At 38.5% G+C, this 17,107-nt stretch carries 15 protein-coding genes, 1 pseudogene and 1 other annotated feature; of the genes and pseudogenes, 15 read left to right on the plus strand and 1 reads right to left on the minus strand.

The annotated features are described in order from the left end of the window. Nucleotides 1-177: 177 nt before the first annotated feature. Nucleotides 178-417, plus strand: a binding site (T-box leader). A gap of 42 nt (nucleotides 418-459) precedes the next feature. The 15 genes from CP368_RS03620 (at nucleotide 460) to CP368_RS10565 (ending at nucleotide 16,253) form a co-directional block, all read left to right on the plus strand. Continuing rightward, nucleotides 460-1,314, plus strand: coding sequence for a MetQ/NlpA family ABC transporter substrate-binding protein (locus CP368_RS03620; RefSeq protein WP_098045754.1), 855 nt, complete (start codon nucleotides 460-462; stop codon nucleotides 1,312-1,314). A gap of 11 nt (nucleotides 1,315-1,325) precedes the next feature. Continuing rightward, nucleotides 1,326-2,387 (plus strand): methionine ABC transporter ATP-binding protein, encoded by a 1,062-nt coding sequence (locus tag CP368_RS03625; protein ID WP_087363398.1) that lies wholly within the window; start codon nucleotides 1,326-1,328, stop codon nucleotides 2,385-2,387. Beyond that, on the plus strand, nucleotides 2,380-3,081 hold the full coding sequence (locus tag CP368_RS03630) for a methionine ABC transporter permease (protein WP_098045755.1): 702 nt from the start codon (nucleotides 2,380-2,382) through the stop codon (nucleotides 3,079-3,081). Before CP368_RS03625 ends, CP368_RS03630 begins: the two co-directional genes overlap by 8 nt. Before the next feature lie 130 nt (nucleotides 3,082-3,211). Next, a complete protein-coding gene (locus CP368_RS03635; RefSeq protein ID WP_098045756.1) occupies nucleotides 3,212-4,615 on the plus strand; it encodes a class II fumarate hydratase in 1,404 nt (467 codons plus the stop codon). Between the two features lie 11 nt (nucleotides 4,616-4,626). After that, nucleotides 4,627-6,003 carry a flavocytochrome c gene (locus CP368_RS03640; RefSeq protein ID WP_087235598.1) on the plus strand — a complete coding sequence of 459 codons (1,377 nt, stop codon included), beginning with the start codon at nucleotides 4,627-4,629 and terminating at the stop codon, nucleotides 6,001-6,003. Between the two features lie 163 nt (nucleotides 6,004-6,166). Then, nucleotides 6,167-7,093: an L-lactate dehydrogenase gene (locus CP368_RS03645; protein ID WP_098045757.1), complete on the plus strand. Its 927-nt coding sequence runs from the start codon at nucleotides 6,167-6,169 to the stop codon at nucleotides 7,091-7,093. A 125-nt stretch (nucleotides 7,094-7,218) separates the two neighbouring features. Further along, a complete protein-coding gene (locus CP368_RS03650) occupies nucleotides 7,219-8,535 on the plus strand; it encodes a C1 family peptidase (RefSeq protein WP_087175846.1) in 1,317 nt (438 codons plus the stop codon). Nucleotides 8,536-9,112: 577 nt separating this feature from the next. Beyond that, nucleotides 9,113-10,579, plus strand: a complete 1,467-nt coding sequence (locus CP368_RS03655; protein ID WP_098045765.1) for a DASS family sodium-coupled anion symporter — start codon at nucleotides 9,113-9,115, stop codon at nucleotides 10,577-10,579. A gap of 78 nt (nucleotides 10,580-10,657) precedes the next feature. Continuing rightward, nucleotides 10,658-11,449: an alpha/beta fold hydrolase gene (locus CP368_RS03660; RefSeq protein ID WP_098045758.1), complete on the plus strand. Its 792-nt coding sequence runs from the start codon at nucleotides 10,658-10,660 to the stop codon at nucleotides 11,447-11,449. 90 nt (nucleotides 11,450-11,539) lie between these two features. Next, a complete protein-coding gene (gene citC / locus CP368_RS03665; RefSeq protein WP_025005794.1) occupies nucleotides 11,540-12,592 on the plus strand; it encodes a [citrate (pro-3S)-lyase] ligase in 1,053 nt (350 codons plus the stop codon). Further along, nucleotides 12,582-12,875 carry a citrate lyase acyl carrier protein gene (citD, locus tag CP368_RS03670; protein ID WP_025005795.1) on the plus strand — a complete coding sequence of 98 codons (294 nt, stop codon included), beginning with the start codon at nucleotides 12,582-12,584 and terminating at the stop codon, nucleotides 12,873-12,875. The genes citC and citD overlap by 11 nt, the downstream gene beginning before the upstream one ends. Beyond that, nucleotides 12,876-13,790: a citrate (pro-3S)-lyase subunit beta gene (citE, locus tag CP368_RS03675; RefSeq protein WP_003626613.1), complete on the plus strand. Its 915-nt coding sequence runs from the start codon at nucleotides 12,876-12,878 to the stop codon at nucleotides 13,788-13,790. It abuts the gene before it with no gap. Beyond that, complete coding sequence (gene citF, locus CP368_RS03680; RefSeq protein WP_025005796.1) at nucleotides 13,780-15,321, plus strand: citrate lyase subunit alpha; 1,542 nt, start codon at nucleotides 13,780-13,782, stop codon at nucleotides 15,319-15,321. The genes citE and citF overlap by 11 nt, the downstream gene beginning before the upstream one ends. A 287-nt stretch (nucleotides 15,322-15,608) precedes the next feature. Then, a complete protein-coding gene (locus CP368_RS03685; RefSeq protein WP_025005797.1) occupies nucleotides 15,609-16,064 on the plus strand; it encodes a DUF441 domain-containing protein in 456 nt (151 codons plus the stop codon). A 30-nt stretch (nucleotides 16,065-16,094) separates the two neighbouring features. Then, nucleotides 16,095-16,253: a hypothetical protein gene (locus tag CP368_RS10565; protein ID WP_164480598.1), complete on the plus strand. Its 159-nt coding sequence runs from the start codon at nucleotides 16,095-16,097 to the stop codon at nucleotides 16,251-16,253. Nucleotides 16,254-16,513: 260 nt separating this feature from the next. On the opposite strand, the pseudogene CP368_RS11015 reads toward CP368_RS10565, so the two are convergent. Next, a pseudogene (locus tag CP368_RS11015) lies at nucleotides 16,514-17,035 on the minus strand (dihydrofolate reductase family protein). Nucleotides 17,036-17,107 lie beyond the last annotated feature (72 nt).

Below are 17,107 nucleotides of genomic sequence, written 5' to 3' on the forward strand. Positions count from 1 at the left end.
ATTAGATAAAATCTATCAAACAGCGTAAGTGTTCAATTTATTATTGCAATTTACGGCAATTATTAAATTATAAGATATAATCACATTATAAAATAAAACCGCTTACTCAGAAGAATAATTAAAAATATGTTGACTAGATTAAAAAATGATGATAACTTATTTATAACAAATTATTAATCAAACATCTTGAAGAGCTGAGTAACTAGTTTCCTATTTATAAAGAGAGCTAACGTGGTGGTGAAAGTTAGCAAATAGGCTCTAGCGAATATGGGCTTGGAACGATGACTGATAGTGATATTTAGCTATCAGCGGATTTGTACCCGTTAACAGTGCAGGCTATTAATTTGATAGCTAATGAGATTTATCGCGTGAGTGATAAATGAATTAAAGGTGGTAACACGAGCATTCGTCCTTTTAGGATGAATGCTTTTTTATTTTCATTATTAGGAGTTGAGTTACATGCGTAAGCGTAGACGGAGAAATACAATTATTTGGACAATTATCGGCGTTTTAATCTTAATTGCTGGTTGGTTTAGTTTTGGACCAGGAATTCCAAGTAAAACCCAAGCCAAGACTGTAACAGTTGGTGTTGTCTCACAAAGTAAACAAGATGCAGCTATTTGGAAGAGCGTTGCTCAAACGGCTAAAGATAAATATGGTATTACGATTAAGATAAAGAATTTTACTGATTACAACCAGCCAAACAAGGCTTTGAAATCTGGCGATGTTGATTTGAATGCTTTCCAACACTACGCCTTCCTTAAAGCATGGAACAAGTCAAATGGTGGTGGTGTAGTTCCAATCGGTAAAACTTATATTGCACCAATTCGTTTGTACTCTAAGAAATACAAGAAGTTGTCTCAATTGCCAGATGGTGCAACTATTGCCATTCCAAATGATGCAACTAATGAATCAAGAGCATTGTTTGTTCTTAAAAACGCTGGCTTAATCGGTTTAAGAAAGGGCAAGACACTTGTTACTGTAGCCGATATCACTAAGAACCCACGCAACCTTAAGTTAAAGGAAGTTGGTGCTGAACAAACTGGTCGAGTAATCAACTCAGTTGATGCTTCAGTAGTTAACAACGACTATGCTGGTCCAGCTGGTTTAGGCGATAAGCAAACTATTTACGTTGAACCAGTTAACAAAGATTCTAAGCAATGGATCAACATCATTTGTGCTAAGAAGGGTCAAGAAAACAACCGACTTTACAAAGATGTGGTTAAGGCCTACCAAACCGAAAAGACAAAGAAGATAACTAAGCACTACTACGGTAATTCACAAATTGCTGCTTGGGATATCAAGATTAAGTAGGAGGGGTTAGAATGAGCATTATTCAATTAGATCATATTGATATAGATTTTCCTCAAAAAAAGGGTAAAGTTGTCAAAGCAGTTAGCGATGTAACTTTGCACGTTGAAAAAGGCGATATTTATGGAGTTGTCGGCTTCTCTGGTGCCGGTAAGTCAACCTTGGTTAGAACGATTAACCTCCTGCAACATCCTAGCAAGGGTAATATCAAGGTCAACGATGTCGATTTTGTTAAAGAGGGCAAACAAGTTATTTCTAATAAACAATTGCAACTGGAACGTCGAAAAATCGGCATGATTTTCCAAGGCTTCAACCTATTAAATGAAACAACGGTTTTAGAAAATGTTGCTTTTGCATTAAAGCATGCAAAACTTTCCGATGAAGAATTAGAAAAACGTTCATTAGAATTGCTTGATTTAGTTGATTTGAAAGATAAGGCTAACTTTTATCCAGTTGAATTATCAGGTGGTCAGCAACAAAGAGTAGCTATTGCTCGTGCTTTGGCTAACCACCCCGATATCTTGATCTCTGATGAAGCTACTAGTGCGCTTGATCCACAAAATACACAACAAATTTTGGATCTATTGAAGCGACTCAATAAGCAATTAGGTTTGACTGTAGTTTTAATCACCCACGAAATGGATGCCGTTAAGAAGATCTGTAATAAGGTTGCTGTAATGGAACACGGTAAGATGATTGAAAAAGGCAATTTGCGTCAAGTCTTCTTGCATCCTAAGAAGGAATTGACTAAACGCTTTGTTGGTGGTGGCCTTGAAGCTATTCAAACTTTAGAGGCCTTGAACCTTGGCAAACTAGAAGCAAATGAAGAGGTATATCAACTGGTTTACAGCATTGCCAATGTGACTAAGTCCATCATTATTGAACTTTACCGTCAAATTGGAGTAGAGGTTTCAATGCTTTATGGTAACGTGGAACTGTTAAATGGCGAAGCGATCGGTACTTTGGTTGTTTTGGTTAAAGGGGATGCCGATAAGCAAAAGCAAGCTAGAGAATTCTTGGAGAAGCAAAACGTTACTTTGACTAGATTGGATGAAAAGGGGAATTTAGATGATTAGTTGGTTTGAAAAAGTTTGTCCAAATGTCGTACAACTCGGCTGGGGCGGAGACGCTGGCTGGGGAACTAGTATCTTTCAAACATTATTCATGACTTTTTGGGCCACAATCTTCGGTGGCATTCTCGGAATTATTTTTGGTGTTTTGCTTGTTGTAACCAAAGAAGACGGTATTCGTCCAAACAAGTTCTGGTATAACGTTTGCGATAAGATAGTTTCAATTTTTAGAGCTATTCCATTTGTAATCTTGCTTGCCTTTGTTGCACCTGTTACGCAAAAGATTGTTGGTACTCAAATCGGGATGAAGGCAGCCTTAGTTCCATTAACTTTAGGTGTTTTCCCATTCTACGCTCGTCAGGTACAAGTTGCCCTTGAAAGTGTTGACACAGGTAAAGTAGAGGCTGCTCAAAGTTTAGGCGCAACTGTTTCAGATATCATTTTTGATGTTTACTTACGTGAATCACGTTCAGAATTAATCCGCGTTTCAACAGTAACCATCATTTCATTGATTGGTTTAACTGCAATGGCTGGTGCCATCGGTGCCGGTGGTTTAGGTAACACAGCTATTTCATACGGTTACAACCGTTTCAACAATGACGTTACTTTAGTTGCCACTATCTTAGTCATCATTTTGATTTTTATTGTACAAATTGTTGGTGACTTCTTTGCTAAAAAGATGAACCATCAAAATAGGTAGAAATTTTTAAGATGAGATCTAGGCTATCCTAGATCTTTTTTCTTTAATTGAAAAAGAAAGCCTTTACAGGTATCATAAAAGGTGATTGAAAACTAACAAAAACCTTATGCTTATGTAAGGAGGAAAAATAATGAGCGAAGAAGAATATCGTATTGAAAGTGATACTATTGGCCCTGTAAAAATTCCTAAGGATGCTTTGTGGGGTCCACAAACAGAAAGAAGTCGCAATAACTTCCCAAGCGGTGAATTAATGCCAATTCAAATCATCCGTGCCTTTTTGCATTTGAAGAAGGCGGCAGCTGAATCAAACGTTGAGGTTGGGGATGAACCTAAAGAAAAAGGTGAAGCAATTGAAGATGCAATTGATCATCTTTTGGCTTTGAATGATGAAGATTTAAGAAAAGACTTCCCATTACACGTACTTCAAACTGGTTCAGGTACTCAAAGTAACATGAACGTTAACGAAGTAGTGGCTAACTTGGCCAACAAGCTTCACCCAGGTTTAGGTATTTTGCCTAACGATGATGTTAACCGTGGTCAATCATCTAATGATACTTATCCAACTACTATGAATATCGTTGCTGTTGAAGCCTTAGACAAGCTTGAACCCGCTATCAAGCATTTAATTGATGAATTAGTAGTTAAGGAAAAGAAGTACTGGAAAACTGTTAAGGTTGGTCGTACTCACTTGCAAGATGCAACTCCACTTACTTTTGGTCAAGAATTATCTGGCTACATTTCCGCATTGAAACATGATCTTTCATACATTCAAGAATTGAAGCCAACTCTTTATGAATTGGCTATCGGTGGTACTGCTGTAGGTACCGGACTTAACGCTGCACCAGGCATGACTGAAAAGATCGCCGGTAAATTATCAGAAGTTTATGGTCATGAATTCAAGGTTAAGACCAACAAGTTCTGGGGCTTGGCACACCACTCAGGTCTTGATGTAATGCATGGTGCACTTAAGACGCTCGCAGCCGACATGTTTAAGATTGCTCAAGATATCAGATTCTTGGCATCAGGTCCAAGAGCTGGTTACGGTGAATTAAATATTCCTGCTAACGAACCAGGTTCAAGTATCATGCCAGGTAAGGTAAACCCAACTCAAGCCGAAGCTGTAACTATGGCTGCTGCTAAAGTATTTGGTAATGATACCACGATTACTTTTGCTGCAAGTCAAGGTAACTTTGAAATGAACGTCTTTAAGACTGTCATGATTGCTTCATTCCTTGATTCTTGTGATATATTAACTGGTACAATTACTGGTTTTGCTGATAAAATGATACATGGCTTAACTGTTAACGAAGAGCGTATGGATGAATTGCTTGAAAATTCACTTATGACAGTTACTGCTTTATCACCACACATTGGGTACCATGCTGCTGCTAAAATTGCCCAAGCTGCACAAAAAGAGGGCACTACTTTGAAAGAAGCTGCCTTAAAGAGCGGCAAGGTTACCGAAGAGCAATACGATGAATGGATGGACTACATGAAGATGACTAATGTCGACAAGTCCACTCCAGAAGAATAATAGGGGATATTATGCCAAATAATAAAGAATTAAAAAATAAATATGATGCAATAATTGTTGGTTCAGGTGGTACTGGTTTAACAGCAGCACTTCAAGCTCGTGAACTTGGTTTGAATGTTGTTATTTTGGAAAAGAACGGTAAAATTGGTGGTAACACTAGTCGTGCTTCTAGTGGTATGAACGCATCTGAATCATTGGTTCAACTTGATGAAGGAATCATTGACAACAACCGTGACTTTTACGAAGAAACTTTAAAGGGTGGCGGTTTATTAAACGACCGTGCAATGCTTAAGTACTTTGTTAACCACTCTGCTATTGCAATTAGCTGGTTAATGAAATATGGCGTTCGTTTGACTGATTTAACCATTACCGGTGGGATGAGCGTAAAGAGAGCTCACCGTCCAGGTTCAATGGAACCAGTTGGTTTCTATTTGACTTCACGTTTAACTAACCAAGTTAAAAAGGCCGGTGTAGACATCTTTACTGGTGCTAAAGTAACTAAATTGTTGCAAGACAAGAATGGCAATGTTAACGGCGTAGAAGTTGAAACTGATAAAGGCGTTAAAACAATTAAGGCTAAGGCAGTTTTGCTTGCTACTGGTGGCTTTGGCGCTTCTAAAGAAATCATCAAGAAGTATCGTCCAGATTTAGTTGACTACAAGACTACCAACCAACCAGGTGCTACTGGCGATGGGATTAAGCTTGCTAAAGAAATTGGTGCGCAATTGATGCAAATGAACTTTATTCAAGTTCACCCAACTGCAGATACTGATAACCCACACGTTTACTTAATCGGTGAAGGTTTACGTGGTGAAGGTGCTATTTTGGTTAACAAGGCCGGCAAGCGTTTTGTTAACGAATTAAACACCCGTAAAATTGTTTCAAGTGCGATTACTGGTTTAAACGAAGACGGTGCATACTTGGTCTTCGATTCAGGTGTTCGTGCTCATTTTGCAGCTGTAGAATTTTATGACCACATTGGCTTGGTTAAGGAGGGCAGCACTTTGGCCGACTTAGCTAAGGAAATTGATGTTGATCCAGAAAACTTAGCTGCCACAGTAGATGAGTGGAACAAGGCCGTTGAAAACCACAAGGATAAGGAATTTGGCAGAACTACTGGTATGGATCGTGAATTAAACCTTGGACCATACTACGCTATTCACATTCACCCAGCTATTCACTACACTATGGGCGGAATTCATATCAACACCGAAACTCAAGTATTGGATACCAACGGTAACGTAATTAAAGGTCTTTATGCAGCTGGTGAAGTTTCTGGCGGACTTCACGGCAACAACCGTATTGGTGGTAACTCAGTTGCTGAAACGGTTATCTTTGGTCGCCAAGCTGGTATTCAAATGGCTAAATACGCTAGAGAACACAAATAAATCTAACCGAAAAAGAGACAATGAGAGTTGTCTTTTTTTCAATATATTTGTTAAGAAAAGCACAATATTAACGTAATTAATTAATAAATAGTGTCTAATGTAAGCGCTTAGTGTATAATGGAATATGTAGAAAATTACGTTTATGAAAGGACTAATATAACTTATGAGTAGAAAAGTATTTCTTGTTGGTGATGGTGCCGTAGGTTCAACTTTTGCAAATGACTTATTGCAAAACGCTACTGTTGATGAATTGGCAATTTGCGATGTAGCTAAGGATCGTCCAGTTGGTGACTCAATGGACCTTGAAGATATTACTCCATTTATGGGTCAAACTGATATCCATCCAGCTGAATACAGTGATGCTAAAGATGCTGACGTTTGTGTAATTACTGCTGGTGTTCCTAGAAAACCTGGTGAAACTAGACTTGATTTGGTTGCTAAGAACGTTAAGATTTTAAAGAGCATTGTAGAACCCGTTGTTGAATCAGGATTTAAGGGTGTATTCGTTGTTTCCGCAAACCCAGTAGATATCTTAACTACTTTAACTCAAAAGTTATCAGGCTTCCCTAAGAACCGTGTAATTGGTACTGGTACTTCACTTGATTCAATGCGTCTTCGCGTTGAACTTGCTAAGAAGCTTAATGTTCCAGTTGCCAAGGTTAACTCAATGGTTCTTGGTGAACATGGTGATACTAGTTTTGAAAACTTTGATGAAACAACTGTTGATGGCAAGCCGCTTCGCGACTATGCAGAAATTAATGACAATGTTTTAAGTGAAATTGAAACTGACGTCCGCAAGAAGGGCGGCAAGATCATCGCTAACAAGGGTGCTACATTCTATGGTGTTGCAATGATGCTTACCCAAATCGTTAGTGCCATCTTGGACAACCGTTCAATCTGCTTGCCATTATCAGCACCAATTAACGGCGAATATGGCATTAAGCACGACTTGTACTTAGGTACTCCAACTGTTATCAACGGTGAAGGTATTGAACAAGTAATCGAAACCAAGCTTTCAGATGCTGAAAAGGCTAAGATGCTCAACTCAGCTGATAAAATGCAAGAAGTTTTATCAGGTATTGAACTTTAATTGATATAGATATATTAAGAAAAAGGCGTTCATTGAACGCCTTTTTTTGCTTGCTAGATAATACAAAAGAAGGTATTATTATGATTAAAGAATTAATAAGAAATTAGAGACTGACGAGGTAGGATATGACAGTTATTTCTGATCAAGAGATCGCAGACTTTTCTGCCGATTTCAATACTAATAGCAAAAATCAAGTTGCTTCACGTGCTGCTCGTCGTAGCGGATTACTTGAAGCATCCTTTAACGATCGCGTTTCAGAACGTTTAAACCATGTTTTTTCAACTGAACTTGATGTAGGTGGCGTAACTGACCAAAAGCATTCTGGTCGTTGCTGGGAATTTGCCACATTGAATGTTTTGCGTCATTACTTTGGCAAGCAAAACAAAGTAAAAGATTTCACTTTCTCACAAGCTTATAACTTTTTCTGGGATAAGATTGAACGTGCAAATGCCTTTTATGATGCAATGATCCGTTTGGCTGATAAGCCACTTAACGACCGCGAAGTGCAATCATGGTTAGCTTTTGCTGGTGAAGATGGCGGCCTTTGGAGCATGGCCATCAACCTAGTTAAAAAATATGGTGTTGTACCTTCATACGCAATGCCTGAAAGTTTTAACTCCAACAATACTACTGGTTTGATCGATTCTTTAGCACGTAAGGAAAGAAAAGATGCTATTGCTTTACGTAAATTAGTGAGTGAAGGCAGTTCACAAGATGAAATTGAAAAGGCTAAGAAGCACTTTTTGAATGAAGTTTACCGCATGGTATCTGTTGCCTTAGGCGAACCACCAAAGAAGTTTGACTTGGAATACCGCGATGACGACAAAAAATATCACTTGGAAAGAGACTTAACTCCACGTGAATTCGTACAAAAGTATTTCAAGGACTTTAAGTTTGATGATTATGTAGTTTTATCAAACTGTCCTAACCACGAATTTAACAAGCTTTACCATATGCCACTTTATGACAATGTTGATGGCGGTGATCAAATTAAGTTTTTGAATGTGCCAATTGAATACTTGGCTCAAGCTGCTGTAGCACAACTTAAATCTGGGGATGCCGTAATCTTTGGTAACGACGTTTTAAAGCAAATGGAAAGAAAGACTGGTTATCTTGATACCGAACTTTACCAAACCGATAAATTATTTGGTGTTGATACCAAGATGAGCAAGGCTGATCGTTTAGCGACTGGCGAAGGTTTTGCTACTCACGATATGACCTTAGTCGGTGTTGATGAAGATCACGGCCACATTCGCAAGTGGAAGGTTGAAAATTCATGGGGTGACAAGTTTGGTCACAAGGGCTTTTACGAAATGAGTCAACCATGGTTTGAAGACTATGTTTATGATGTCGTAGTTAGAAAAGAATTTTTGACTAAGGAGCAAGTTGAACTTGCAGAAGGTCCAGCAGTAGACTTGAAGCCTTGGGATAATATTGGCTAATGTGATATAATTAGAAATGAAAATAGAGGCCGGCATTACGACTGCCGCACCTCTTTAGTGCAAAACCGTTAAAAAACGGTGGTACTGTTTAGGATTAATTAAAAACCGCTAAACTTCTTCCAAAAGCTATTGAAGCGGTTTTTAATTTTGCTATTTTTTTAATGTTCGAATTAGAATAACTAATCGAATAGTCTGGGTGATTAGATATACAAGCTCCGATGCCAGGCAACATAAGAAAAATGTTACACCAAGGATGAATACAAGAAGATTCATCAAGTAAAATTGGTCCTCCTTTCTTTAGAATATGAGCAAAATGATTTACACCATAAGCATCAACTTCTTTCTAAAAGAAGTACCACCGCTAATTTAACTTTTTTGCAGATATAATTTTATCAAACTAATGTTTGCTAAGACAAGCGAACAAGTGCAGAAATGCACTTGTTTTTTATTTTAAAAAACATAAAAAATAACTTTCTTTTTAAAATAGTTTAAATTTCCCTTGAAAGGTATATAATACTATGTGAAAAAATTCATTTTTGAATTGATTTTTTTATTGAATACTCATCAGGGGAGAAAAATGAAAAATTTAGAGAAGGTAAATTATAAAGGCTTCATTTGGCCTTTAGTAGTAGGTATAGTGCTGTGGTTGATCACACCATGGCGACCAAGTGGTTTATCACTTCAAGCCTGGGAAATGTTTGCAATCTTTGTTGCAACGATTGTGGGATGTATCACAAAGCCATTGCCAATTGGTGGTACAACATTGCTCGGAATGGTAGTAACTGTCTTAGTTGGCTTAGCTCCAGTTAAAGACATAGTTAATTCCAAGGGCGTGGTAGTACAAACTGGTATTTTGAGTTCTTTTGGCAACTCTGCTGCTTGGCTAATCGCTATGGCCTTTATCATGGCTCATGGTATTAGCAAGACCGGTTTAGGTAACCGTGTAGCTTACTTAATGATTAAAAAGTTCGGTAAGCGATCAATTGGTATCGGTTATGCCGTTACCGGCTTGGAATTAATCATGGGTGCGCTTATTCCATCTAACAGTGCTCGTACTGGTGGGGTAACTTGGCCTGTAGTTGAATCTATTTCCAAGAGTTACAAGTCTAATCCTCACGATCCTTCAAGAAAGAAGATCGGTGCATACTTAGACTTCACCGCCTTTCACGCTAATATTTTATCAACAGCACTATTTATTACCGGTGCTGCTCCTAACTTGGTTGCTCAACAGATGGCCGCACAAAAGGGCTATCAAATGAGCTGGATTAGCTGGTTCTGGGCAGGCTTAGTTCCAGTAATCGTGGCTACATTGATTATTCCAATTGTAATTTACAAGATGTATCCACCTGAGATTAAGGAAACTCCTAATGCTAAAAATTGGGCTGATGGCAAATTAAAAGAGATGGGTCCAATGTCCGAACCTGAAAAGATCATGGCAATTGTCTTTTCTTTAGCTATTTTACTTTGGGTTCTTTCAGGATTCTTCAAGATTCCACAACTTAACTCAGCCTTTGTTGCATTTTTAGCAGTAACGCTTTTATTAATTACTGGTGTGTTAAGCATGGAAGATGCCTTGCATGAAACTGGTGCTTGGAACATTTTGATTTGGCTTTCAATCTTGATCTTCATGGCCGGTAAGTTGATTTCTTACGGCTTTATCGATTGGTTCACCAAGTTTATTCAAAACGAAGTTCACGGCATCAGCTGGGGCCTTGTTTTAGTAGTACTTATTTTGTTAATGTTCTACACTCACTACTTCTTTGCTAGTGGTACAGCTCACATGACAGCTCTTTATTTGCCATTCTTAACTGTAGCTACTGCAATGGGTGCACCGCTTGGCCTTTCAGCTATGCTGTTAGCATTTACTGGTGTAATTAACGCTTCAACTACTCACTATGCTAACGGTCCTGCTTCAATTTTGGCTACGACAGGCTACGTTAAGCAAAAAGAATGGTGGAAGATGAATTTCATCTTGGGTATTCTCTACATGCTGATCTTTGGTATTGTAGGTTCACTTTGGATGAAGATTATCGGTGTTTGGTAGAAAAAGGCAATCTGGGAAACCAGGTTGCTTTTTTGTGTAATAATAAGGTTAAAACTAAGAATACAAAGAAGGATCAAAATGAAATTTAAAACAAATGATGATGTCATGCTGCATTACAGCGATACAGGGGAAAAAGATCGCTCTGTTTTATTAGGCATCCCCGGTATCGGTGGTTCTAGTCAAATGTGGCAAGACCTAATTGCACTTTTTAATGATCGTTATCGCTTCGTCATGCTTGATCCGCGCAATCAAGGACAATCCGAGCGCACCTACCGCGGTCAGCGAATCAGTCGTCATGCCGTTGACCTGGAAGAATTGATGGAAGAGCTGGATTTGCACGATGTTGTTGCTATCGGTAATTCCATGGGTGCGGCCAACATCTGGGCCTACTTGTCCATTTATGGTAAGGGCAGGCTTAAGGCGATGGTTGATCTAGATCAATCACCTAAGATGATCGCCGACAAGACCTGGCAATATGGCTTTAAGGAGTTAACCTGGGATAATTATCCAGAAATGTTAAAATTCGATTTTGGCAAGGCTTTTTACCATCATATTGATGAAAAAATGTTCCAAGATGCCAAGAATGAATATCAAGCTTTTCCTTATAATCCTGAGGAAAACTACAATTGCTTGGTAGAGCATGCGGAACAAGATTGGCGCGATATGATTATGGATAGTCCAGTTCCGATGCTGGTAATTGCTGGTGAAAAATCACCATTCTTTAATCCTGATTTTACGAAGGCAATTAAATTCCTGAATGAGAAGGTTGAAACCGCAATTGTTCCGGAATGTGGGCACTTGCCTCAGGCAGAACAACCAGCAAAAGTTCATCAGATTATTAGTGAATTTTTGCAAAATTTAAAAAATTAAGCACAAATTTGAAATATTAAAACGGCAAGAGTAAACTATTCTTTGTGAAAAAGATTACTTGCTCTTTGATAATAGTAAGGTGGCATATCAATGGATAAAGTAGTTGATTTGTTTTTAAGTGATGCCGCAACTCGTCAAAAGTGGGAGAATTTGCTTTCATCTTTAGATCTGCATAATTTTAGTGCACGTGAAGTTGATCAAATCGACCATACGATTGGTTTAGTAGATGAGGATGGCAAGCTAGTTGGTACAGGCAGCGTTGCCGGGAACGTGTTGAAGTATGTGGGCGTGATTAATGAAGATACTCAAGGCGCCCGCTTTAACAAGGTGGTTACCAACTTGCTCCAGTATTTAGCTGAGCAGAAGATTTACCATTCATTCGTTTTTACTAAAGCCAAGTATGCGTCTAGTTTTGAGCACTTGCATTTTAATTTGCTGGCTAAGACAGATGAGGCAGCTTTTTTAGAGAACGGGATGCCAGATGTAAATGATTTCTTGAGTGATTTGCCAAAGGTAGAAGATCAAGCTGATAAGAAGATCGCAGCGATTGTGATGAATGCCAATCCTTTTACCTTGGGTCATCAACACTTAGTTAAGATGGCAAGTGAAGAAAATGATTTAGTCTATGTTTTTGTGGTAGCTAATGATGTTTCCTTGTTCAATTTTAACGAAAGAATGAAGCTGGTGCAGGAAGGGACCAAGCAATTTGCTAATGTAAAAGTTGTTTCAGGTGGCGATTACATGGTTTCTCCAGCAACATTCCCAGCTTATTTCTTAAAATCACCTGATGAATTGATTGACGTCCAAACCTCAGTCGATGCTGCAGTGTTCAAGAATAAAATTGCACCCGCTTTGAACATTGCCCGTCGTTATATCGGTCAAGAACCTATTTCACGTACGACGCACTTTTATAATGTTAGTTTAGCTCATGAGCTTGGTCCTGATATTGAAGTGATTACTGTTAAGCGCCTAGAAAAGTCAGGACAAATTGTGACTGCTACTCAGGTAAGACAATGGATCAAGGATGGAGATTTGGCAAAGATCAACAAGTTTGTACCCGAATCTACCTATGAGTTTATTAAGCAAAATATGAGTGAATTGCAATCGAGAATTGAGAAAGGAATGAATATTGATGGAAATTAAAACTACTGCCGTAGCAGGAACCCTCGAAAGTTCTGATATTCAAATCATGATCTCTAAAGGTTCTAACGGTATTGAAATCGATTTGGAATCTGAAGTTAAAAAGGCATATGGTGATCAAATTGAAAAGGTGATCACCGAGACTTTGAAGAAGTACGGTTTAGAAAATGCCAAGGTTAAGGCAACTGACAAGGGTGCGCTTGATTGTGTGATTAAGGCTCGTACTTTAGCAGCTGCTCAACGTGCTACTGAAACACAAGATAAGCCTGACTTGGAGGTGCTTTAAATGACTTACGTTAAAAATCGTTTACGTAGAACCATGATGTTCGTTCCTGGTAATAACCCTGCCATGATCAAAGATGCCGGCATTTATGGCGCTGATTCAATCATGCTCGACTTAGAAGACTCAGTATCTTTGACTGAAAAAGACGCAGCTAGAATGCTTGTTTACGAAGCAATTAAGACTGTTGATTTTGGCGGTAGCGAAATCGTAGTTAGAGTAAATGGTCAAGACACGCCATTTTATGATGAAGATGTTCGTGCCATGGTTAAGGCCGGCGTTGATGTTATCCGTTTGCCAAAGACCGAATCAGCAGCAATGATTCAAAAGTTGGTCAAGGACATTGAACACTGGGAAGATGAATATGGCATTGAAAAAGGTTCAATCGGTGTCATGGCTGCCATTGAAAGTGCCAAGGGTGTTTTGAATGCTCCAGAAATTGCGACAGCTACACCATTGATGATGGGACTTGCTGTATCTGGTGAAGATTACACTGCTGATATGCACACTCACCGTTACCCAGATGGTCGTGAACTTGAATTTGCACGTAATATGGTATTGCAAGCAGCTCGCGCCGCCGACGTTTATGCCTTTGATACTGTCTTTTCTAACATGAAGGATACCGAAGGCTTCTATCGTGAAACTAATTACATCCACGAATTGGGTTATGACGGTAAGAGTTTGGTTAACCCACGTCAAATTGCGATGGTTAACAAGGTCTTCAATCCAACTAAAGAAGAAATTGAACAAGCTAAAAATGTTGAAAATGCTATTCGTGAAGCCAAGGCTAAGGGTAGCGGCGTTATCTCACTTAACGGTAAGATGGTCGATAAGCCAGTTGTAGAAAAAGCAACTCGTGTACTTGAAACTGCAAAAGCTTCTAACTTGATTGATGAAGAAGGTAACTACATTGGAGAATAAAGTAAAACGCGAATTACCAGACGATTTAATGAATAAGATGGATTTAAAGCCATTTGAAACTACTGAAATTGGTCATCCAGAAGTAAAGCGTGTAGCTCCAAAGGTTCGCGTAACTACTGGTCAAGATAAGGTCGTTGCTTCTCTTGATGACGTAATCAAGAACAACTTGAAAGATGGCATGACTATTTCATTCCACCACCACTTTAGAAATGGTGACTACATCTTTAACATGGTAATGGACAAGATCATTGCTATGGGTTACAAGGATTTAACTTTGGCTCCAAGTTCATTAACTGGTGTTATGAATGATAAGGTAATTGAAGCTATTAAGAAGGGCGTCATTACTAACATTACTTCTTCAGGGATGCGTGGTTCACTTGGTGACTTCGTTTCTCACGGCGGCTTGAAGAATCCTGTGATTTTCCGTTCACACGGTAATCGTGCTCGTTCAATTGAAGAAGGAGAAATCAAGATCGATGTTGCCTTCTTAGGTGTGCCTGTTTCTGATCCTGCAGGTAACGCTAATGGTCAAGATGGGGATGCTGTCTTTGGTTCATTAGGTTATGCCTTAATGGATGCTCAATATGCTAACAAAGTTGTTCTTTTAACTGACAATATTGTTGATTATCCAAATACCCCAGCTTCAATCAAGCAAGACCAAGTTGACTACGTAGTCAAGGTTGATAAAGTAGGTGACCCTGACAAGATCGGTTCAGGTGCTACTCGTTTTACCAAGGATCCTAAGGAACTTAAGATTGCGCAAATGGTTAACCAAGTTATTGTTAACTCACCATACTACAAGCAAGGCTTCAGTTTCCAAACCGGTTCAGGTGGTGCCGCATTAGCTGTTACTCGTTACCTTCGTCAAAGCATGATTAAGGACGGTATTACTGCTTCATTTGCTTTGGGTGGTATTACTAAGCCAACTACTGATTTGCTTGAAGAAGGTCTTGTTAGAAAAGTAATGGATGTTCAGGACTTTGATAAGGGTGCTGCTCAATCTATGGCTAATAACAAGAACCAACAAGAAATTGATGCTTCATGGTATGCCGATCCTCATAACAAGGGTGCGGTTGTTAATAACCTTGATGTTTCTATTTTGTCCGCATTGCAAATTGATACTAACTTCAATGTTAACGTCATGACTGGTTCTGATGGTGTAATTCGTGGTGCCGTTGGTGGTCACCAAGATGCTGCCGCAGGTGCTAAGATGACCATTATTACTGCTCCACTTGTTCGTGGTAGAAATGCTACTGTTGTACCTAGTGTTGAAACTATCGTTACACCAGGTTCATCAATCGATGTATTGGTTACTGAACGAGGCATTGCAATTAACCCAGCCCGCAAGGACTTGATTGATGCATTTAAGAATGTGCCTGGACTTAATATTTTGGACATTCATGATTTGCAAAAGACGGCAGAAAAGCAAGTTGGTGTACCAAAGCCACTTGAATATACTGACCGGACTGTAGCTTTAGTTGAATACCGTGATGGTACAATTATTGATGCTATTAAAGAAGTAAAAGACTAAAAATTGATTCTGTTGAAAGACATGTGCTGAGGCGCATGTCTTTTTTATACAAAAACGAGCCTATCTTGGTAGATAGGCTATGCGTATACATATATTTGTCTGAGTATCTTTATTATGACATTTTAATAATAAGTTTTCACTTATTTTGACTTGAGAAAAAATAATTCTATTTTTAAGCAGATTTAGTTATAATGAAAATATTCTAATTGAAAGTTAGTGAGTCAGCTTCACTAACTTTTTTCTTGTGTAGATTTAAATGAAAGATAGATAAAATGAAGGGGAAAAATATGGAGAGTTGGCTATTTTTAGCATTAGTATTAGTTGTCGCCCTGGTTGGTAAAAACATGTCATTGATCATCGCTACAGGCGTAGTGATGGCGTTAAAGTTAATTCCGTTTGCCAGCAAGTGGCTGCCAGTGATTCAAGCCAAAGGTATCAATTGGGGCGTCACCGTTATTTCAGTGGCAATCTTGATTCCAATTGCGACAGGGCAGATTGGTTTTAAGGATTTGATCAATACTTTCAAATCGCCAGCAGGGTGGATCGCTATCTTAGCCGGGATTGCTGTAGCTATTTTGTCAAGATATGGCGTTGATCAGTTAGCCGCCGTGCCACAAGTAACTGTCGCCTTGGTTTTAGGAACGATCATCGGCGTAGTAGTATTTAAGGGCGTGGCTGCCGGTCCCGTAATTGCCAGCGGTATGACTTATCTGGTTATCACTTTATTTAACTTACATTTCTAATATATAATGTAGTAAAGGTGGGTGAGTGTAATGGCGATTATAGTGCATGAAGAGATCACGCAGCGATTAGATGATTATTTAGAACGACGGTTGCGTAACTATGAAGTTATTACACCGCCAATTCCTAAGAAGCCTGAAGTTGTCACGATTGATGACGATGATAAAAAGAAAAAACATAAAAAGGACTAATGCAAAATCAATGTCATTAAGTTAAGAGCCTGACACGATAATATTCCAAAATTTTAAGCTGCTTGTTGTCCAAATTTAGGCAATAAGCAGCTTTTTAGGTGCGCTGAATAAGCTGTTTCTTAACAGACATTTTTTATTAAGTTATGCCGTCAATCTGTTCTTTCTGGCCTGATAGGAAACCTAATGAAATAAAATAGAGTCAACGAACTGTGATTTCTCACAAATTCAATGACTCTGCACCTATGTGTCTGGTTCTGTGTTCATAATACTAACTCAACAATTCCATTATAATTGCGTGTTCGAACTAATGATAGTTTTTGTTCTTTTGGCAACTCTCCAAAAAGTTTAATACCTTTCCCCAAAAGTGTTGGAATAATGGAAATGTAATATCTGTCAATTAAATCTGCACGCATTATCTGTTGAACAAGATTAGCTCCACCGCAAATCCAAATATCTTTGCCATCTTGTTGCTTTAATTTTTCCAATAAATCTATAGGGTTTACATCTGTAAAAATAATTTGCTTGTTAGAATTACTCTTATTGTGTGTAATCACATAAGTAGTAAAATCGCTATATATCCATTTTGTCGGAGAAAGCTCTGTAACAATTTAATGATATGTGTTCCAGCCCATTAAAATTGTATCTATATTTTGGGTAAATTCAGAATAGGTATCTATATTTTCGTTATCATTACCTTGTCCCTTTAGTCATTCAACACCACCATTACTATCTGCAATATATCCGTCAAGACTCATTGCAATAAATAGAACAACTTTTCTCATTTTACCTTATGGTCCTTTCATTTCCGATTAATTAGAAGTAATAACCTTATTAGAATTATTTTTCGTCAAAAA

It is taken from the genome of Lactobacillus sp. UMNPBX17 (assembly GCF_002553735.1).
GTDB lineage: Bacteria > Bacillota > Bacilli > Lactobacillales > Lactobacillaceae > Lactobacillus > Lactobacillus gallinarum.